This is a genomic window from Roseateles sp. (genome assembly GCF_036404855.1).
In the GTDB taxonomy this organism is placed as follows: domain Bacteria; phylum Pseudomonadota; class Gammaproteobacteria; order Burkholderiales; family Burkholderiaceae_C; genus Pelomonas.
Genome location: NZ_DASWYS010000189.1, coordinates 1 through 18,473, shown reverse-complemented (window position 1 = coordinate 18,473; position 18,473 = coordinate 1). Strand labels below are relative to the sequence as shown.

At 66.4% G+C, this 18,473-nt stretch carries 17 protein-coding genes and 1 pseudogene; 4 read left to right on the top strand and 14 right to left on the bottom strand.

The window, feature by feature from the left end; all coding sequences use genetic code 11:
- Positions 1 to 612 (bottom strand): annotated as a pseudogene (locus tag VGF12_RS12690) (MmgE/PrpD family protein); the annotation flags it as partial.
- Between the two features lie 107 nt (positions 613 to 719).
- Here VGF12_RS12690 and VGF12_RS12685 point away from each other — a divergent pair.
- Together VGF12_RS12685 and VGF12_RS12680 are read left to right on the top strand one after the other, a co-directional pair.
- A complete protein-coding gene (locus tag VGF12_RS12685; RefSeq protein ID WP_331176402.1) occupies positions 720 to 2,021 on the top strand; it encodes an acetyl-CoA hydrolase/transferase family protein in 1,302 nt (433 codons plus the stop codon).
- A gap of 13 nt (positions 2,022 to 2,034) precedes the next feature.
- Positions 2,035 to 2,772, top strand: coding sequence for a GntR family transcriptional regulator (locus VGF12_RS12680; RefSeq protein ID WP_331176401.1), 738 nt, complete (start codon positions 2,035 to 2,037; stop codon positions 2,770 to 2,772).
- 71 nt (positions 2,773 to 2,843) lie between these two features.
- Here the strand turns inward: VGF12_RS12680 and VGF12_RS12675 are convergent, their stop codons facing one another.
- A complete protein-coding gene (locus VGF12_RS12675) occupies positions 2,844 to 3,572 on the bottom strand; it encodes a hypothetical protein (RefSeq protein WP_331176400.1) in 729 nt (242 codons plus the stop codon).
- 18 nt (positions 3,573 to 3,590) lie between these two features.
- Complete coding sequence (locus VGF12_RS12670; RefSeq protein ID WP_331176399.1) at positions 3,591 to 4,373, bottom strand: enoyl-CoA hydratase/isomerase family protein; 783 nt, start codon at positions 4,371 to 4,373, stop codon at positions 3,591 to 3,593.
- Between the two features lie 334 nt (positions 4,374 to 4,707).
- On the opposite strand from VGF12_RS12670, the gene VGF12_RS12665 reads away from it, so the two are divergent.
- Positions 4,708 to 5,262 carry a hypothetical protein gene (locus VGF12_RS12665; protein ID WP_331176398.1) on the top strand — a complete coding sequence of 185 codons (555 nt, stop codon included), beginning with the start codon at positions 4,708 to 4,710 and terminating at the stop codon, positions 5,260 to 5,262.
- Positions 5,263 to 5,354: 92 nt separating this feature from the next.
- Here VGF12_RS12665 and VGF12_RS12660 read toward each other — a convergent pair whose 3' ends face one another.
- Positions 5,355 to 7,769, bottom strand: a complete 2,415-nt coding sequence (locus VGF12_RS12660) for a TonB-dependent receptor (RefSeq protein WP_331176397.1) — start codon at positions 7,767 to 7,769, stop codon at positions 5,355 to 5,357.
- Positions 7,770 to 8,131: 362 nt separating this feature from the next.
- On the opposite strand from VGF12_RS12660, the gene prpR reads away from it, so the two are divergent.
- Positions 8,132 to 10,045, top strand: a complete 1,914-nt coding sequence (gene prpR / locus VGF12_RS12655) for a propionate catabolism operon regulatory protein PrpR (protein WP_331176396.1) — start codon at positions 8,132 to 8,134, stop codon at positions 10,043 to 10,045.
- Positions 10,046 to 10,080: 35 nt separating this feature from the next.
- Here prpR and VGF12_RS12650 read toward each other — a convergent pair whose 3' ends face one another.
- The 10 genes from VGF12_RS12650 to VGF12_RS12605 form a co-directional block, all read right to left on the bottom strand.
- A complete protein-coding gene (locus VGF12_RS12650; RefSeq protein ID WP_331176395.1) occupies positions 10,081 to 10,920 on the bottom strand; it encodes a cupin domain-containing protein in 840 nt (279 codons plus the stop codon).
- A complete protein-coding gene (leuD, locus tag VGF12_RS12645) occupies positions 10,920 to 11,543 on the bottom strand; it encodes a 3-isopropylmalate dehydratase small subunit (RefSeq protein WP_331176394.1) in 624 nt (207 codons plus the stop codon). The genes VGF12_RS12650 and leuD overlap by 1 nt, the downstream gene beginning before the upstream one ends.
- Before the next feature lies 1 nt (position 11,544).
- Positions 11,545 to 12,975 (bottom strand): 3-isopropylmalate dehydratase large subunit, encoded by a 1,431-nt coding sequence (locus tag VGF12_RS12640; protein ID WP_331176393.1) that lies wholly within the window; start codon positions 12,973 to 12,975, stop codon positions 11,545 to 11,547.
- Positions 12,972 to 14,162, bottom strand: a complete 1,191-nt coding sequence (locus VGF12_RS12635) for a CaiB/BaiF CoA-transferase family protein (protein ID WP_331176392.1) — start codon at positions 14,160 to 14,162, stop codon at positions 12,972 to 12,974. Before VGF12_RS12635 ends, VGF12_RS12640 begins: the two co-directional genes overlap by 4 nt.
- The gene (locus VGF12_RS12630) at positions 14,159 to 15,109 is read right to left on the bottom strand and encodes a hydroxymethylglutaryl-CoA lyase (protein WP_331176391.1); all 951 of its coding nucleotides are present in this window, start codon (positions 15,107 to 15,109) and stop codon (positions 14,159 to 14,161) included. The genes VGF12_RS12635 and VGF12_RS12630 overlap by 4 nt, the downstream gene beginning before the upstream one ends.
- Positions 15,106 to 16,035 (bottom strand): polysaccharide deacetylase family protein, encoded by a 930-nt coding sequence (locus VGF12_RS12625; RefSeq protein ID WP_331176390.1) that lies wholly within the window; start codon positions 16,033 to 16,035, stop codon positions 15,106 to 15,108. The genes VGF12_RS12630 and VGF12_RS12625 overlap by 4 nt, the downstream gene beginning before the upstream one ends.
- Positions 16,035 to 16,982: a polysaccharide deacetylase family protein gene (locus tag VGF12_RS12620; RefSeq protein WP_331176389.1), complete on the bottom strand. Its 948-nt coding sequence runs from the start codon at positions 16,980 to 16,982 to the stop codon at positions 16,035 to 16,037. The genes VGF12_RS12625 and VGF12_RS12620 overlap by 1 nt, the downstream gene beginning before the upstream one ends.
- Positions 16,979 to 17,653 (bottom strand): isochorismatase family protein, encoded by a 675-nt coding sequence (locus VGF12_RS12615; protein ID WP_331176388.1) that lies wholly within the window; start codon positions 17,651 to 17,653, stop codon positions 16,979 to 16,981. Before VGF12_RS12615 ends, VGF12_RS12620 begins: the two co-directional genes overlap by 4 nt.
- A gap of 28 nt (positions 17,654 to 17,681) precedes the next feature.
- Positions 17,682 to 18,077: a hypothetical protein gene (locus VGF12_RS12610; protein WP_331176387.1), complete on the bottom strand. Its 396-nt coding sequence runs from the start codon at positions 18,075 to 18,077 to the stop codon at positions 17,682 to 17,684.
- Positions 18,074 to 18,473, bottom strand: a 400-nt coding sequence (locus VGF12_RS12605) for a hypothetical protein (protein ID WP_331176386.1), incomplete at its 5' end; no start/stop codon positions are given. The genes VGF12_RS12605 and VGF12_RS12610, both read right to left, overlap by 4 nt.

Below are 18,473 nucleotides of genomic sequence, written 5' to 3'. Positions count from 1 at the left end.
AGCCGCCACGCCGTCTCGCGCCGCGCCGGCCATGTGCCAGCTCTTGCCCAGGCTGCTTTCATGCCTGACCTGCCACAGCCCGCCGCTGCGCGTACCCGCCAGCGCCATCGCATGAGCCGTCGTCGGCACATCCAACCCCAGCACGACGGAAGCGCCAGCGGCGGCGCCAAAGCAACCCGCCGTGGCCGTCGAGTGCCACAGGCCGTAATGCGAGGGACCCAGCGCACGTCCCACGCGGATCATCGCCTCTTAGCCGGCCAGTACACCTGCCAGCAGGCATGCTCCGGAGGTCGATGGCGCGGCCGCCGCCAGGACCGCCGGGATGACCACCGGCCCTGGATGAAGGATGGAGCTGCGGTGGACGTCGTCCATCTCCAGCACGCTGCCCAGCGCACCGTGATAGGCCGCTGCGGCGGCCGCATCGCTGCGACGTCCAGCCAGGGTGGCGCACCCGCCCTCCCCTTGAGACTGCAGCCAGCGGCCAAAAGCCTGCCCCTGCGCACTGCGCACGCCGGACGCGGCGCAGCCCATCCAGTCGAGCAGGTGGAGTGTGGCGCGAGGCTGCCAGGCAGCCTCGGCGCCGGCCCGGTGGGCCAGTTCGGCGAGCTGCATCAACAGCGGCTCAGCCTGGGACGGGGAGCTTGACATGGCGCCTTCTTCAGCCCGGATCGGTGTAGAGTTGTACGGACAATTATAGAAGTCGATTCCCTCCACACGCAATGAAAAGACCGTCTACACGCACCTCATCTCTGCCACTTGACCTCACGCCGCAGGGGCTGGCCGACCACCTAAAACCAGGCTGCCGCGTTTACTGGCCGGGCTGCTCCGGCCAGTCGCCGCTGTTCCAGCGCTGGCTGAGCGAGTCGCCCGAGATGGCCGATGGCGTCGAGTTCTGCGGCGTGTGGATTCCGGGCGTGAACCGCTTTGATCCCACGGCTCTGCATCCGGCGGCCCGTGCCAAAACCTTCTTCCTGTCGCGCGACCTGCGCGACGGATGGGCGCGCGGTGCTGTCGACTACCTGCCGCTGCACTACAGCGAAATCGTCCGGCAGCTGGCCGTTCCGGGCAGATTCGACGTGCTGATGCTGCACGTGGCGCCGCCGGACGCCGAGGGCCGCTGCAGCCTCGCGCTGGCGGCCGACTTCACGCCAGCTGCGCTGGCCGCCTGTACGCCCGAGACCGTGGTTCTGGCTCATGTGAACCCGCTGCTGCCCCGGACGAATGGCCCGACCGTCCCGGTGGCGCGCATCGCCGCCTGGGTGGAAGCGGCGGTTGCGCTGCCGCCACTGCCGCCCGAGCCCGAGGATGGCGCGCTGGACGAGGTCGCGCGCCATGTTGCTTCGCTGGTGCGCGATGGCGACACGCTGCAGTTCGGGCTGGGCAGGCTGCAGGCTTGCGTGCTGGATGCGCTGTCAGGGCACCGGAACCTGCGCCTGCATGCCGGCATGGTGTCGGATGGGCTCGTGCAGCTACATGCGGCCGGCGCTCTGGCCCCGCGCTCGACTGCCCGGCCGCCGGTCTGCACCGGCGTCGCGCTGGGCGGCGCATCGCTGCAGTCCTTGGTGGCTGAGGGCGAGCTGGTGCGGTTCGCTGGCGTCGAGTACACCCACGCCCAGTCCACGCTGTCCGCGATACCCAACCTCGTCGCCGTGAACTCCGCGCTGGAAATTGATTTGTTCGGACAAGTAAACTGCGAAACGCTAGGGGGACGTCAGATCAGTGGCGTTGGCGGCCTCGTCGACTTCGTGCGCGGCGCACGGTCCAGCGTCGGCGGGCGCGCCGTCATCGCAGCCACATCAGTGGCCGGCCGCGATCGGCGCTCGCGCATCGTGCCGGAACTCAATCACCGGTTGACCGGAATCGCCCGCACCGACATTGACCACGTCGTCACCGAGCATGGCGTGGCCTCGCTTCGCGGCCTCGGCGTCGATGCGCGCGCCAGGGCCCTCATCGCGGTCGCGGCGCCTGAGCACCGCGCCTCGCTAGAGGCGGCATGGCATACACTGAGACAGTCAATTTGAGGGTAAGGGACAGATGAATCAGAAGAAGATTCCCCGGTACCGCGAGATTGCGGACAACCTGACGAACGCGATCCTGGCGAAGGAATACCCGATTGGCAGCCAGCTCCCGCCCGAAGCGGAGTTGTGCGATCAGCTCGACGCGAGCCGCCACACCATCCGTGAGGCGCTGCGCATTCTTGAGCAGGCGGGGCTGATTTCCCGTCGCCAAGGTTCCGGGTCGCTGGTCATCGCAAACACGCCGCCAGTGCGCTACCGGCAGACGGTGGACAGCATCGAAGACTTGATGCAGTACGGCTCGCAGAGTCGCCTGCGGTTGCTGTCTGTCAGGGAGATGCAGGCCGACGCGGCGCTGAGCGACCTGATGCACTGCCGGGAAGGCGATGCGTGCATCGAACTGCTGGGCGTGCGCATGGAGCGCGAAGAGCCTTTTCGCCCGTTTGCGTTGAGCCAGGTGCTTTTCCCGCCACAGTCGGCGCGTCGGCGCGCCAAGCTGCTGGACATCGACACCGCGCTGGGCGTCATGCTGACCGCACTGGACGCGCGCACGCTGGGCCGCATTGAGCAGACTTTCGAGGCCGTCGCGCTTGACGGCCATGCCGCCACGCAGCTGGGCGTCAAGAAGGGATCGCCCTCGCTGCGCGCCCATCGCGCGTACTACGACCGCGCCGGCAAGCTCATTCTGGTGGCCGTCTCCTGGCACCGTGGCGATCTGTTCCGCATCTCCACGATCCTCAAGCACGAGGGAAGCTGACCCCTCCCGTTGTCGGCCGCGCCCCGGCGTTCACGGCACCGGGGCGCTGTCATCTACGCGTCGGCGGGCCCTCAGCCCAGGCCCAGCAGTTCCACCAGTTCGTAGCGGGTCTGCATGTAGCCGCCCACGCTGCCGCGCAAGAAGATGTAGTTGCCGTCCGCCGTGCACCAAACGTCGTACGCTGGATGCTCTTCGGGCAGGCCACCCGCCGTGTCCACGTAGCGGAAGTGCAATGCGTCGAAGCGGCCCGCGGGCACCTCGATCGCCTCGTGCCCCACGTACTCGATGCCAAAACCGAGGGGGAACAGCAGCGGGCCGGTGGCACCACGATGGTCTGGAGACGTCAGCATGACGTTCGGGAAGAAGACCTTGCCCGGCCCCTGGGCCAGGTCGTAGGCACGCAGCAGCAACGCGTCGCCGCAGATTGGATGCGCGCCCAGACCGACAGGGCGGTCCTTGTCCAGCCGCTGGCTGATGCGGCCATCACGCTGGTTGTAGCTCTCGCACTCGGCGCTGTGGTCGCCGAAGCGCATCCAGGCCATGCCCTCGAAGCGGCCGCCGACGGTCAGCCGCACGGAGGCATCCAGCGGTCGTCCGTCCGGCGCCAGGGCCAGCACGACGTCGCGGATCACATCAGGCGCGTCGTCAATCTCGCAGTGCGCGTGCACGATGCGGTTGCCGTCGCTTTGGTCCGTCATCATGAAGTACTCGCGACCGCGCTCCTGGCCGAGTCGTTCAGGCTTGTCGCTGGTGTAGCGGATGGTGCCGCGCAAGGTGCGATGGTGGGGAGGGATATTCATCGGAGTCCTGTCAGGAGGTCAGTGGAATCTGGCGCTGCGGCGCTCGAGAAAGGCTGCCGCGCCTTCGGCGAAGTCGGAGCCGTAGAAGGCCGAATCAAAGGCTGCGCGCACCTCGGCCTCGTCGTGCCACCCGGCTTGCCCCACGTGTGCGAGCGTGGCCTTGATGCCGGTCATCGATGTGGGCGACTGCGCGCAGATGTCGGCCAGCCAGGCCTGGGCTTGGGCCTGCAGCTGCTCGGGCTCGACCAGGGCGTCCAGCAGCCCCCAGTCCTGCGCCGTCTGGGCGTCAAGCCGCGCGCCTCGCAGCAACAGCCGGCGTGCACGCGTGTCGCCCAGCAGCCGCACGACGCGGCGGGTGTCCTCGATGCTGTACAGCAGGCCAAGCCGGGCCGGTGTGATGGCAAAGCTGGCACGAGCGCTCGCAATGCGAAAGTCGCAGGCTGCAGCCAGGCCGAAGCCGCCGCCGAAGCAAGGGCCATCAATCAAGGCCAGCGTGGGCACAGGCAACTGTTCCAGCGCCAGTTGCGCCCGGGCCACCAGCTGGTTGTTGGCGGTCATGGCGGCCGGCTCCCGGAGCAGCGGGGCCAGCTCCGCAATGTCGGCACCCGCGCAAAAGGCACCAGGCGCTCCGGCCAGAACCAACGCGCGCGGCGCACGGCCGCCGCTACGGCGGTGCTCATCGGCCACCTGGGACAGGGCCTGTAGCAGTTGCTCCCACATCGCCTCCGTCATCGCGTTCTTTTTTTCCGCCCGCCGCAGCGTGAGCCAGACTGCCTCGTCCTGGCGTTGCATCTCGATCATGATCTTTGCTCTTGTCTTTCAGCTCGGCAGGATAGACTGCAATTGTTGTCCGTACAAGTTATAAATCATGTCTATACAGTTACCCTGTGGACCGCTGCACCATGCCACCCTTGTCGTGGCGGAGGCGGCCCCGCTGATCAAAGCCTATGCGCTGCTGGGATTGGCCCCCGCCGCGCGCGGCCGCGTTGACGAAGCGCAAGCACTCTCATGGCACCGCCCTGACCTGTCTGGCTGCGCGGTAACTTGGCTGGCGGCGCCCGGCTCGGCGCCACTGCTTCGTCTCATCGAGCTGCCTGCCGCTGCGGCGCGGCCCACGCGCCTTAGCCATGGCTGGATGGCGCTGGAAGTGCTGGTACGCGACGTGGACGCGCTGGGCGACCGGCTGCTGGACTCGCCCTTCGAGATCGTCGGCCCGCCCGCCGATCTGGCGGTAAGTCCGGCGATCCGCGCCATGCAGGTCGTTGGTCCGGCCGGCGAGATGCTTTACCTGACCCAGGTGAAGCAGCCGGTACCGCCGTTTGACCTTCCACTTTCGGCAGAGCTTGAGCCCGCGCAGGACGTCGGTCCACTTTTCATCGGCGTGATGTCCGTGCCAGACCGGGAGGCGGCGATTGCGGCCTGCGCCGCGATGACGCCTCGCGCCACGCTGCGCTTTGACACCCGCGTGACGGTGCTGAGCCGGGCGCTTGACCGCCCGCTGGACCACCCCTGGCCAGTGGCAACACTGCAATGGGCAGGACGCAGCCTGTTCGAGATCGACGAGGTACAGGATGCTCATGTCTGCAGCCCGACACGGAATAAGCCGCCGGACGGGCTGGCCTGGCTCACACTGCACGGAGCAACAGGCATGCAGGAGCTGGCGCCGGGCGTCTGGGTCGAGGGCGCCTGAAGCGCTGCCCGAGCCGCGAAATCAGCAAGCCCGGCGGGACGTTGCCATCCCGGCCGGGCATGTTGAGGTGGGGAGACCCCACCTGTGCGCCATCAGAAGTCGTAGGACAGCGACACGCCGTACTGCCGCAGGCGCGGCAGGAAGTCCGCCGCGGTGCGGCGGAACGTAGCTGCATCGATGTAGCGGAAGGCGTTCATCGGCGTGTTGTCGTCAGCCACGTTGCGCACGAAGCCCGTCAGACGCCAGCTGCCGCCGCGCACGCCGGCACTCAGGTTGATGCGCGTGAAGGCGTCGGCCCAGATCAGGTTCTGCAGATCTGCGTACCGGCGCGACTGGTACGTTGCATCGATACGCGACGTGAATCGCAGGCCTGTTCCCTCGATGGGAAAGTCCACCGCGGCCGACGCAGCCGCCGAGTGCTTGGGCGTGCGCGGCAACGTGAACCCGGCCACCGACATGTTGCCGCCGAAGTTCTGGCCGTTGGTCACGTCGGTTCCCGAAATGGCCTTGGCATCGGTGTAAGCGTAGTTGCCGGACAGCACCAGCCAGGGCGTTGCCTGGTACATCAGCTCCAGCTCCAAGCCACGCGTGCGCGCCTTGCCGACGTTGTTGACCACCGTGTTGATCTGCTGCGTGCCATTCGTCGGATTGGTATACGTGATGACGTTGGAGAGCTGCAGGCCATTGATGTTGTTCTGGAACAGCGCGGCATTGAACAGCATGCGGCCGTCGAGCAGGCGGCTCTTGCTGCCGATCTCGACGGCGGTGATCTTCTCGCCGTCGTAGCTGAAGTCCTTGGGATCGAGGCCGATCGTCGTATTGAAGCCGCCGCTCTTGCTGCCGCGGGCGAGCTGACCATAGACCATCATGCCGCTGGCAGGCTTGTAGTCCAGGATGACGCGCGGCGCGAAGTCGGAGAAGGTTCGCTGGCCGCTGACGACCCCGCTGACCTTGACACGCTCACTGCTGTATCGGCCCTCAACGGACAGTCGGGCAGCCGGGCTGATCTGGTATTGGAGGCGGCCGAAGGGTGCGACATTGCGGATGCTGGTCGACAGCTTGTCCGTCAAGGGCGCCGCCACGCTGAGGGCGCCATTCACCACCGTGGACGTCTGGCCCTTGAAGTCCTCGTCATAGTAGAAGGCACCGACCATCCAGCTCAGATCCTGGTCGTTGGGCGAACTCAGGCGAACCTCCTGGGACCTGTAATCCAGCTCGTCGCGGTCATAGGTCAACCAGGAAGAGCCGAAGGCGAGCGGCGTGCCGTTGTAGGACTGGTCGTAGCCCGTGTTGGCGCGCTGGCGCGTCACTGCAGTTTGAGAGGTGAGCGTGTAGCCGTCGCCGAAGTACCAGTTCAGCGTCAGGGCCCCGCGGTCGATGTCACGCTTGAGGCCATTGACGTCGCCGTAGTCGATGCCGGTCTTGGGGTCGACGTAGTGGGACAGCGGGCCGGTGGCTCGAGCAAAGCTGGTGCCTTCATAGCTTCGAGATCCGCAGGGATATCCGTTGGCCCGGGTTGCGGCCGATGCCGGCACACTCGCACTGGGCAGGCCGGTCACGGGATCGTTGCCCACGAGCTGGATCACGTGCCCATTGCAGGTGCCGCCGTTGGGCACGTTGGAACTTCCGTTCAACGAAGTGACCACGCCACCTGCCTGGAGGGGCACCGGACGGGCTGTGATCGCGAACTGGCCGTCGCGATCCTGGGCACTGTCGATGGCCAGGTTGGCGTCAAAATCTTGCGACGGACGCAGGAAGAACTGGATGCCGACGGAGTCCGAACGCTCCTTGCCCAGTTTGCTGCCGTCCAGCGAGTTGGTGTATTGGCCGCCGAACTCGGAGTGCTTGACGCGCACGCGCATGGAGAACACGTCCTCCTTCACGGGCACGGTCAGCGCACCGAACAGCGACAACTCGCCATCGCTCGCGACGGTAGCATTGACTTTGCCGGCGAGGCGGTCACCCGGTCTCACGGTCACGTAGTTGATGGCGCCTGCATAGGTTGAGCGTCCATACAGTGCCGACTGCGGCCCTTTGATCACTTCCACGCGCTGCGCGTCGTCAAGGCCGAGACTCAGTGCGCCGTCCTTCACGTAGACGCCGTCAACGAAGATGGAAACCGGCTGCGGCGCGTCATTGCGCGTCACGGAGATGCCACGAACGACCGGGCGCTCACCCGTGCGGCCAAAATCGGGTGAGTAGCTCAGGCCGGGTGTCAGCAGAGACAAGTCAGCGATGGATTTGACGCCGCGGTCCTCCAGGTCCCTGCCTGTCATGGCCATGATGGACAGTGGCACATCCTGAAGGCGCTCGCCGATACGGCGCGCCGTGACGACGATACGGCCGAGCTCGGCGACCGTAGATGTCGCCTCCTTGCTTTCCGGCGCCGGGGCAGTGCTGGCCTTGTCGGCGCCAGCCGCCGCGTCTTCGGGCTTGGCCGTCTGCGCCAGCACTGGCAGCGCAGCAAGCATCGCGCTGGTCAGCAGCAGAGGTTTGAGGGTGGACATGTTGAACTCCGTCTTCTTGGGATGAGTGGGAGGCCGGCAGGTTGCGGGCCCCAAGGGGCGAAACGGGAATGCGCTCTGAATCTTCAGTTGTTCGGACATCGACTCCGCTCTTTTAAGAAATGTTGTCCGTACAACTTTGGTTCGAACGGATACTATATTTATCGCTCCTAAGAAGCAACGGGGTTTGCGTCAAGACTCGAGCGCTGTGTGGCCGAGCCGTGACATTGGTGACAGCACCTATTTGATCACCTCCTTGTCCGGACAAATGAGAGACTCCCAAATCCGACTCGATCACCAGGAAATGGCATCCGCTACCATCTCCGTACCGGACGCCTGCCGTCCGGATCGCGAGTCCGGCATCCATGTTCTCTTCTGAAAAGCGTCGCCCGCGCGTCTGCGTGCTGACCTACACGGCCCTGACGCGCTTGGTTCGCCTGGCCGAGGGCCGGCTGCAAGACCGAGCGGATATCGTCGTCGACGAGTACTCGCTCAATGACGCCGTGCTGCACGCCTACGAGCTGCACCGCAACACCCATATCGACGTCATCGTCAGCCCCGCGTCCGTGGCCGAACAGCTGCGCGCCCAGGTCGACAAGCCCATCGTCAGCATCGAGTTGAGCGGCGTGGACCTGTTGTTCGCACTGCAGCAAGCCAGCCAGGTGTCGGCGCGTGTCGGGCTGGTCGTCCACACTGAGGTGCTGCCCGACCTCGACTGGCTTCATGGGCTGCTCAGCGTCCAGCTCACACACCACACGTACCGCCACATGGCAGAGGCGCGCGAGCGGGTCCTTGCCCTGGCCGACGCCGGCATCGAGGTCATCGTGGGCTCCAGCCTTGTCGTTGCGCTGGCGGAAGAGCACGGCCTCAAGGGTGTGCTGTTGCACGGCATCGCGTCTGTGGAGCGCGCGTTGAACGAGGCCATTACGCTGGCCGAGCGCGCGATCCGGCAGGAAGACCGCTTCGACCACCTCAACATGGCCTTCGCGCGGCTGCATGAGGCCGTCCTGACGGTGGACTCGCAGCAGCGCATCATGGCCATCAACCTGCCCATGGCGCGCATCCTGGGGCTGGAGCATGTGAATCCCATTGGCCAGCGCCTGTCGGACCTGCCCGGCGAGGTGTCGCTGGCCGGCGTCCTGGCCGGCCAAGACGACGATGTCGATGTGGTGGTGCACCTGAGCCGCGGAACATTTCTCATGTCGCGCAGCGCCATTCAGGACCGAGGCGGCCTGACCGGCGCGATGCTGACGCTGCGCGACACCAGCGCCATTCACCGCGCGGACACCACCATCCGCTCGCAGCGGCGCGCCAGAAGTCTGACCGCGCGCTACTCGTTCGACCTCATTACCGGCACCAGTCCAGCGCTGGAGCGCGCACGCGCCATCGCGCAACGCTGCGCCCGCACTTCGTCGACGGTGCTCATCGATGGTGAGACCGGCACGGGCAAAGAACTGTTCGCACAGGCCATTCATAACGCCAGCGCGCGACAGCGCGGCCCTTTCGTAGCGCTGAACTGCGCCGCCTTCCCGGAGTCCCTGCTGGAAAGCGAGCTGTTCGGCTATGACGAAGGCTCGTTCACCGGATCGCGCAAGGGCGGCAAGCCGGGTTTGTTCGAAGCCGCGCACACCGGCACCTTGTTTCTTGACGAGATCGGCGACATGCCCCTGTCGCTGCAGACCCGATTGTTGCGTGTGCTGCAGGAGCGCGAGGTGCTGCGCCTGGGCAGCAACACGCCCATCTCCATCGACGTGCGCGTCATTGCGGCCACGCACCGCTCGCTGCCGGTGCGCATCGCCGAGAACCAGTTCCGGGCGGACCTCTATTACCGCCTGAACATTCTCCGCATGACGCTGCCGCCGCTGCGCGATCGACCGGAGGACGTGCCCGCCCTCGCACGCCAGCTCTTTGAGAGCAAGCTGCGCGCGCTTGGCAGCGCACTGCCCGCGGAGCCCGCACTGCTGCCGTTGCTACCGCTGCTCATGCACTATCGCTGGCCGGGCAATATCCGCGAGCTCGACAACCTGATGGAGCGCCTCGCCGTGTTCCTGCTCGGCACGCGCGACCTCGACGCGATCGACTACGAGGGCTTTCTCGGCGAGACGCCTGAACTGACGGAGCTCCCCTCGGGCGAGGCCGGCGATGGCGGCCAGGTTGACGACGAGCGCGTCATCGCCGCCATTCGGGCTGCCGGAGGCAACCGGCAAGCAGCGGCCCAGGCCCTGGGCATCAGCCGCACGACGCTGTGGCGGAGACTAAAAGACATCGACGTCGGCTGAGCCGCCCTGCCCTTCAGCGCGCCGGCGGAAAGTCCTCAGTAAGCCGTCCCCGGCAACCAAGGCTGGTCCCGAAGATGGGCCAGCTCGACTGGAAGCGTCGGCCGGTAGGGTTGGTGAAAATCGAAGGGCGCTTCATCGGCCGTCCAGATATTGACGTGGCGCCCGCCGACGAAACGGATCAGCGCGACACAGCCCCAGCGTGTGCCAAAAGGCCCGTGGGGGATACCCGGCGGGCGCCAGAAGTAGGCGCCAGCGTGCATCTCACCATGCGGCCCTACCAGCGATCCGGAGATGACGAAGCACTCCTCGACGACCGGATGGGACTCCCGCGGCCCCTGCGCACCCGGCGGCTCAGAATGCGGCAGCATCATCGACAGGAAGCTGCGCTCGCCGGTGGCGGGGTCGGTCAACAGATCCTTGCGCGAGATGCCCAGGTGTGCGAGCTTGCTGTCATTGACGCGCATGTCCCAAGGCATGTGCAGTACGTCTCGCCGCAGCAATACCGGCGCGTCGAGCGACGCCGACGTGAACAGCGGCTCAGCGTCGAAGAACGTCAGCACAACGGCGCCACGCGGCGCCGACATCGAGCACCGCTGCAGGCCGCGCGGCACATGGCCATAGTGGTCGGCACCGAAGCGTTGGCCGTTGATCTCGAGCTCGCCGTCGAGTACGTAGAACTCCTCAGCGGCATCCAGGGCCTCGCCGGCCAACCGCGCCCATCCCGCCGGGTAGCGGATCAGACAGCTGCAGGCCCCAGTCCCGGCGTCGCGGCTGAGGTACTTGTACTCGGCGTCGGGGCGTGCCGTGCCGGGCGGGATACGTCGCCACGGCAGCATCTGCGCCTGCACGAATTCGATGTGCGGCCTGTCCAGCATCAGTCAATCCAGATCCATGGCCGGGCCTGGCGGTCTGCGACCTGGAACGCGTTGATTGCGGCAGACGACTCCAGCGTCAGCGCGATCGGATCCAGCCCCTTGAGCAGCATCTCGCGCTGGCTGGCCGGCAGCGAGAACTCGAAGGTCAAGTTCCCGGGCGCTTCGACGACGCAGCGCTGCAGGTCCACTGTCAGGCGCCGCACCTGCGGGTCGGCCGCCACGGCAGCGGCCAGCTCAATCACCTGGGCCTCCGGCAGCGCCACTGGCAGCAGGCCATTGCGCACGCAGTTGCCGGCAAAGATGGCGCCGAAGCTGGGCGCGATGATGACCCGGATGCCGTATTCCTTCAGGGCCCACACAGCGTGCTCCCGGGACGACCCGCAGCCGAAGTTCAGCCCGGACAGCAGGATGGTGCTGCCGCGATGCTCGGGCCGGTTGAGCACAAACTCGGGGTCGAGCGCACGGGCCGCGGCATTCAGGTAGCGCCAGCCGGCGAACAGTCCCGCGGCAAGGCCGGTCTTGCCGACCGTCTTCATCTCGCGCGAGGGGATGATGGCGTCGGTGTCGACGTTGCTGCGCAGCAGCGGTGCCGCGACACCCTCATGGATCTCGAACTTGTCCATCTCAGTGACCGAGTAGCGGGCGAGGGTCGGCCAGGCGGCCGGCGATGGCCGAGGCCGCCACGGTCGCCGGGCTGGCGAGGTGCGTGCGCGTTTGCGGCCCTTGGCGGCTCTCGAAATTCCGGTTGGTGCTGCTGACGACGCGCTGGCGAATGCCAAAGCTCTCGCCCCCGGCGAAAAAGCACATCGAGCAGCCCGACTCTCGCCACTCGAAGCCCGCGTCCAGGAACACCTGATGCAACCCTTCGGTCTCGGCAGCGAGCTTGACCTGGGTCGACCCAGGCACACAGATGGCCTTCACGCCGGCCGCGACCTTGCGGCCGCGCAGCACTGCCGCGGCGGCGCGCAGGTCAGACAGTCGGCTGTTGGTACAGGAGCCGATGAATGCTGCGTCAATGGGCACGCCGCTGAGCGGCTGACCGACCCGCAGATCCATGTAGGCCAATGCCTTCTCCATGGCGGCGCGAGTGGCTGCGTCGGCCCCGGCCTCCGGGTCGGGCACACATTGATCCACGCCCACCGCGTGCTGAGGACTGGTGCCCCAGGTCAGCATGGGTGTGAGCGCGGAAACGTCCAGCCGCGTCTCGTCGTCAAAGCTGGCGTCGGCGTCGCTGTACAGGCTTCGCCAGGCCATGCAGGCTCGCTTCCACATCTCGCCCTTGGGGGCGTAGGGGCGGCCATGCAGATAGTCCAGCGTGGCCAGGTCGGGCGCGATGAGGCCGGTGAAAGCCGAGAACTCGACCGCCATGTTGCACAAGGTCATGCGGGCCTCCACGCCAAGCGCACGCACGGCCTCGCCTGCAAACTCGACCACCGAGCCTCGCGCCCCCGAAGCGGTGTCGCGCGCGATCAACGCGAGGATCATGTCCTTGGCAGTGACGCCCGGCGGCAACTGGCCGTCGAAGCTGACACGCATGGACCTGGGCTTGACGACACGCAGAGTTTGCGTCGCCAGCGCATGCTCGGCCTCGGAGGACCCAATGCCCCAGGCCAGCGCGCCCAGAGCGCCCTGCGTGCAGGTGTGGCTGTCCGGGCAGACGACGGTGGCGCCGGGCAGCACGATACCCTGCTCCGGGGAGACCACGTGCACGATACCCTGGCGCTCATCGCCGAGATCGAACAGCTGTATGCCCTTTTTTGCGGTCTGCTCGCGCGTCGTGCGGATGAACGCATCGCCGCCGGGCATCAACGAGCCACCGCCCTTGCGGGCGCAGCCATTGCGGCCTGGGAAGGTGTCGACGATGTGGTCCAGTGTCGCAAAGTCCAGCTTGGGATGGCGCACGCTGTGGCCAGCCTCGTCCAGCGCCTGCAGCGCCACACCGCCCGTGCGCTCGTGCAGGAACACGCGGTCGATATGGATGAGGCTAGCCCCATCGCCGAGCTCCGTCACCAGATGCTGGCGCCAGAGCTTCTCGAACAGCGAGAGGCCGCTCATGGCGCAACGATGCCTTGCTCAACCAGCGCGTCGATCTCGGCTTCGGCAAGGCCGCGCGAGCGCAACAGCGCGCGGCCGTCCGCGCCGATCTTTGGAAGGTCATGGCGCAGGCCAAATCGGCGGCCGTCCATCTCGATGGGCAGAGCCGGCAGCTTGGTGGCACGGCCGTCCGGCAACGTCACCGGCACCAGGCCACCTGCGGCGTTCAGATGGGGGTCATCCAGCAACTCCTCGGGTTTGGCGATGGGTGCAAAAGGCAGCCCCGTCTCCTCAAGCTTGGCCATCAGGCCTGCCTTGTCGAACTGTTTGAAGCGCTCGCGGATGACCGGCAGGGTACGCTCGCGCTGCCGCACTCGCTCGGTGTTCTTCGCCAGGCTCTCATCGGCCAGGAATTCCGCGAAGCCGAAGGACTCGCAGAACTTGCGCCATTGCGTGTCGCTGACCACGGCTGCGAACACGCGTTCGCCGTCACCGGCCTCGAACACGTCGTAGACCGCCCAGGCCGACTGGCGGATGGACATGGGCGGCGCGGCCTTGCCGGTGGCGGCGAATTGCGCCATGTGCTGGCCCACCAGGAAGGCCGTCGTCTCGTACAGCGAGGTGACGACGCGCTGACCGCGCCCGGTGCGGTGGCGCTGCTCCAGCGCACCCAGGATGCCGATGACACCAAACATCGCGCCGGTCACGTCGATCACCGAGGCACCGGCGCGCATGGGCTTGTCCGGCAGTCCAGTCATGTAGGCCAGGCCGCCCATCATCTGCGCGACCTCGTCCAGCGCCGTGCGCCGCTCGTATGGGCCGGACAGGAAGCCCTTGCCGGAGCAATAGATCAGGCGCGGATTGGCCTTGGCCAGCTCGTCGTAGCCGAAACCCAACTCGTCCATGGAGCCAGCGCGGAAGTTCTCGATGACGATGTCCGCATCGCCCAGCAGCTGCTGCACGACCTCGCGACCCTTGGCCGACTTGGTGTCTATGGCCAGGCTCTTCTTGTTGCGGTTGTACATCGCGAAGTACCCGGCGCCGGAACCACTCAGGCGGCGCGTGTTGTCGCCTTGAACGGGCTCCACCTTGGTCACGTCCGCACCCATGTCGGCGAGGATCACACCGATGCTCGGGCCCATCACCATGTGGGTGAACTCAATCACCTTCAGCCCGGCGAGCGGCAGGTTGCTGTGTGTACTGCTCATGCTTGATTTGTCTTGGGGGTGGCGGGTTCAAAACCCTTGGGCAGGCCGGACAGTGGCGTCAGGCCATACAGCGGCTCGCCCGGCAGCGCCTGGGCCAACAGCTCGCGCGTGGCGAACAGCGCGGCCAGGTCGATGCCGGTGCGAAGGCCCATGGCCTCCAGCATGAAGACCAGGTCCTCGGTAACGATGTTGCCGCTGGCGCCGGGTGCGAACGGGCAACCGCCCAGCCCAGCCAGCGACGCGTCCAGCGTGGTCAGGCCCACGTCCAGTGCAGCCAGTGCATTGGCCAGGCCCTGCCCGCGGGTGTTGTGTAGGTGGATGCCGGCAAGCTTGTCGCGACCCACGGCAGCCCACACGGCCTTGGTGAGGCTGCGCACCTGCGCCGGATTGCCGTAGCCGGTGGTGTCGGACAGGCCCACCTCGTCGCACCCGGCTTCCATCAGCGCAACGGCCAGTTCAACGACGCGCTTCTCGGGCACGACGCCTTCCAACGTGCAGCCGAAGGCGGTGGAGAGTCCGCCCTCGAAGTGCGGGCGCTGCTCATCCGGGAGGCTATGGATCAGTGCACTGATCTGGCGCACTTCGTCCAGCATCTGCACGTGACTGCGGCGCACGTTGCGCAGGCTGTGCGTCTCGCTGACAGACAGCGGGATGGTGATCTTGTGCGCGCCAGCGGCGACGGCCGCCTGCGCGCCCTTGAAGTTGGGCACCAGCACAGCCACGTTCAGGCCGGGGATGGTGCGCGCATGGGCCACGAGTTCGGCCGTGTCGGCCAGCTGCGGCAGGATGTGGGCGGGGACAAAGGAGCCCACTTCGATCTCGGGGACACCGGCGGCAGCGGCGGCGCTGATCCAGGCCTTCTTGGCCTCCGTGGGCATGATGGCCTTGATGCTCTGCAGGCCGTCGCGGGGACCCACTTCGCTGATGAAGATGTCGCGTTGGGTCATGCGGCGTCCTGCTGTGCCGCGAAGGCCTCGATGATTTGGCCGGGAGCGACCTGCCAAACCTCGGTCGAGGCGGCGATGTGGGCCAGCACCGTTTCGAGGTGCTTGACGCGGTGCGGTTGCCCCATCACCCAAGGATGCAGCGACAGCGTCAGCAGCCGGCCGCCCTGCTCCCGGCCCTCGGCCAGTAGCAGCTCGAAGGCGTCGATCACCTGCCGGGCCCAGGAGTCCTCATCGTGCAGGTTGTCCATGACGACGAATCGGTCCTCGATCTCGGTGGCCAGCGGCAGATTCCACAACTCGCCCTCGGCAGTGCGGAAGCGGTAGGGCAGCTCGTCATTGACCCAGTCGGCAAAGTACTCGACGCCCTCGGCCTTCAGTAGCTCGGGCGTGTGGGTGCTTTGCAGCTTGCCGGGGCTGAGCCAGCCGCGCACCGGCTGACCGCTGGCCTCACGCAGCACGGCGAGCGACTGCTGCACCGTGGCGCGCTCGGTGGCGATGTCCAACCCGCCGTGGTGCGGCGTATCCATGGACCAAGAGTGGCCCAGCACCTCGTCGCCGCGCGCGCGAATGGCGTCCATCAGCGCCGGGTAGCGCTGCGCCAGCTCGGCGTTGATGGCAAAGCTCGGCTGGATGGCGAAGCGGCTGAAGGCGTCCAAGAAGCGCCAGATGCCCACGCGGTTTCCATAGTCGCGCAACGTGAAGTGACGCAGGTCCGGGTGCGGCATGGTCATGGAGCCGGGCAGCTTGACCTTGGCCGCCGGGTTCATCGGGAAGTGCTGCAGGCTGACGTTGACCCAAACGGCCAGTGGCTTGTCGCCGGGCCAGCGCACGGCCGGACGGTCGGTCAGCATGGACCAGGCATAGCGGTCATGATCCATGCCATGACGGCGCATCGCGTACTGCAGGTGGATGGGGTCAAGCGCCATCAACGGCCTCCCTTGCTGGCTGCGTTCTTGGCAGCGATGTCGGCCACCGCGTCGTCGTACTGGTTGGCCAGATAGTGCTCGGCGATCTCCCGGCCGGTGGTCACCCAGACATCACTGTGACCGGTGATGTAGGCCAGCGCGTCCTCGAAAGCCTTCAAGCGGTGCGGACAGCTGACTTGGTAGTTGTGCGTCGGGATGCACATCACGGTCCCGGACGCGGCGCCCTCGGCGTACAGACGGTCGAAGCAGTCCTTGATGATCTGGCCATAGCGGCGCGGCTCCATCTTGTTGACGACGTAGGCGATGGTGTCGTTCAACTCCAGCGAGTACGGCACCGACACGAAGCGCTGGCCGCCGCGCACTCGCAGCGGTGTGGGCTGGTCGTCGTGGAACAGATCGCAGGTGTAGAGGCCGCCCAGCTCCGCAAACAGGTCCAGCGTGCGCTCGCTGTGAGACAGCGCCGGCGCCAGGTAGCCGGCAGGCGCACGACCGGTGTGCCTCCGGATAGTCTCCATGGAGTCCAGGATCATTTCGCGCTCCTGGGCCTCGGACATGCCGTACGTGTAGCGCGTGTTGTAGATGCCGTGACTGAAGAATTCCCAGTCGCGCTCGCGGCACATCTCGATGATCTCGGGATGGTGGTCGCACAGCGCGGTGGACAGCGAGATGGAACCGCGGATGCCGTACTTGTCCAGTAGCTTCATCTGCCGCATGTGGCCCACGCGATTGCCGTAGTCCCGGATGGAGTAGCCCGGTACCGCGGGCGTGGGATGCGGCCAGGCCGCGCGTTGCGGGTTGACGGGTGGATTGAGCTCGTAGAACTCGATGTTCGGCGCCACCCAGAAAGCCACGCGAGCACCGTTGGGCCAACGGATCTTGGGCCGGTTCACATAGGGCCAGTAGTCGTAGTGGCCGGTGTCGGCCTTGGGGGCTGGTACGCCAATCATGCTGACGTCACCTGCTGGTCCAGCCAGCCCAGCGTCTCGCTGACGTCAACGATGTCTGCGTACTTGAGCATCATGTCCGTCAGGTTGGCGAAGTGGTACGACTCGTGCTTGTCCGCCACGCATTGCTCCGGCACGATGGTGCGGTAACCGCGCGACAGCGAGTCCACCGCGGCGGCACGCACGCAGCCCGAAGTAGAGCCGCCCGTGATGATGAGCGTGTCCACCTGGTGCCAGACCAGCAGCGACTGCAGCGGCGTCTCGAAGAACGGCGAGGGCATCCGCTTGCAGTAGACGAGGTCTCGGCCGTTCTCGATCTCGCAACGCTCGTCGAACTGCGCTCTGCGTGAGCCGTGCTTGATGTTCTGCAGCGAGTCCGGCGTGTCGGTGCGGGTGCCCCAGACACCCGCATCCTCACCCGACTCGGCGTAGGCGACATGGGTCCACACCACGGGCCAGTTCAGCGTGCGAAAGCGCTTGGCCAGTGCGTTCACGTACTCGATCTGACGAGGGTCCGTTTCGTAGGCAGTCTTGAACTCGTCGACCCGCGTATAAGCGCACTGGAAGTCGATGTTGACAAGCGCCGCCTTGCGTCCGTAGCCGAAACGGGCCCGCTTGGGGTTGGCTTTGATGTCGGCCCAGATCTCGCGGGCGGTCTTGTTGGACAGTTCCATGGGTGTGCCCTCTCTCTTCTCTTTGTCGTCAGCGACTGGCGTCGCGCAGTTCCGCGATGACCTGATCCAGCGCGGGATCCTGCGGTCCATTCATGGCCTGCACGTCCTGCTCCAGCATGCGCAATACGCGGGAGATGTACTCGCGCCCCCACTGGTTGCGGGCTGACTGAGCCTCGGCGTCAGGTACGAAGGTCTCGATGGCGTCGGCGCCCAGCACGCCCTGTTTCACCAGCAAGCGCTCCAGCGTGTCAATGCGCTCACGCGCCACCGCCAGTTCCCCGGCCACTGCCATTGCCACGGACATGACGCGCTCGACGGCAGGGTCGTCCAGGAAGTTGGGGCGCTTGCCCTTCGCGCGCCGGTTGGCGAGTACGACGGGGTCGATCTCGTCCGGCTCCGGCAGCTTGGTCTCGGTCGCGCTCACTGCATGGTCTCCTCGGCCTTTCGGGCACCGAACGCCGTCCAACGCGGCGTCCGGCCGTAGTCCTCCTGCGTACCTGCCTCGCTGCCGGCTGGTGCCGGGAACAGGCGGCGGTCCACCTTGGCCTGCATGGTGGTTTCGAAATAGGCGCCGGCAGGGAAGCCGCTCTGCACCAGCAGTGCGTCCAGGTCGACTTCGTGCATTGCGGTCCAGAACGGCTCGTTGTTGTTGTACGTATCCCAGTCGCGCATGAAGGCTTCGAAGGGCGCCATTCCGGCGTACTGCGGCTGCTCCAGATGCAACGTCAGGCCACCGGGCGACAGAACGCGGTGCACTTCCTTCATGATGCGGGGCATGGCACTGCTGCTGGTCTCGTGCCAGAACATCGCTGTAGTGACG

Bases quoted from the DNA above. Each gene is read 5' to 3' on its own strand.
- VGF12_RS12665 (WP_331176398.1), top strand. From the start codon at position 4,708: ATGGCGCTGGAAGTGCTGGTACGCGACGTGGACGCGCTGGGCGACCGG.
- VGF12_RS12680 (WP_331176401.1), top strand. From the start codon at position 2,035: ATGAATCAGAAGAAGATTCCCCGGTACCGCGAGATTGCGGACAACCTG.
- VGF12_RS12660 (WP_331176397.1), bottom strand. From the start codon at position 7,769: ATGTCCACCCTCAAACCTCTGCTGCTGACCAGCGCGATGCTTGCTGCG.
- leuD (WP_331176394.1), bottom strand. From the start codon at position 11,543: ATGGACAAGTTCGAGATCCATGAGGGTGTCGCGGCACCGCTGCTGCGC.
- VGF12_RS12630 (WP_331176391.1), bottom strand. From the start codon at position 15,109: ATGACCCAACGCGACATCTTCATCAGCGAAGTGGGTCCCCGCGACGGC.
- VGF12_RS12620 (WP_331176389.1), bottom strand. From the start codon at position 16,982: ATGATTGGCGTACCAGCCCCCAAGGCCGACACCGGCCACTACGACTAC.
- VGF12_RS12685 (WP_331176402.1), top strand. From the start codon at position 720: ATGAAAAGACCGTCTACACGCACCTCATCTCTGCCACTTGACCTCACG.
- prpR (WP_331176396.1), top strand. From the start codon at position 8,132: ATGTTCTCTTCTGAAAAGCGTCGCCCGCGCGTCTGCGTGCTGACCTAC.
- VGF12_RS12670 (WP_331176399.1), bottom strand. From the start codon at position 4,373: ATGATCGAGATGCAACGCCAGGACGAGGCAGTCTGGCTCACGCTGCGG.
- VGF12_RS12650 (WP_331176395.1), bottom strand. From the start codon at position 10,920: ATGCTGGACAGGCCGCACATCGAATTCGTGCAGGCGCAGATGCTGCCG.
- VGF12_RS12675 (WP_331176400.1), bottom strand. From the start codon at position 3,572: ATGAATATCCCTCCCCACCATCGCACCTTGCGCGGCACCATCCGCTAC.
- VGF12_RS12615 (WP_331176388.1), bottom strand. From the start codon at position 17,653: ATGGAACTGTCCAACAAGACCGCCCGCGAGATCTGGGCCGACATCAAA.
- VGF12_RS12640 (WP_331176393.1), bottom strand. From the start codon at position 12,975: ATGAGCGGCCTCTCGCTGTTCGAGAAGCTCTGGCGCCAGCATCTGGTG.
- VGF12_RS12625 (WP_331176390.1), bottom strand. From the start codon at position 16,035: ATGGCGCTTGACCCCATCCACCTGCAGTACGCGATGCGCCGTCATGGC.
- VGF12_RS12635 (WP_331176392.1), bottom strand. From the start codon at position 14,162: ATGAGCAGTACACACAGCAACCTGCCGCTCGCCGGGCTGAAGGTGATT.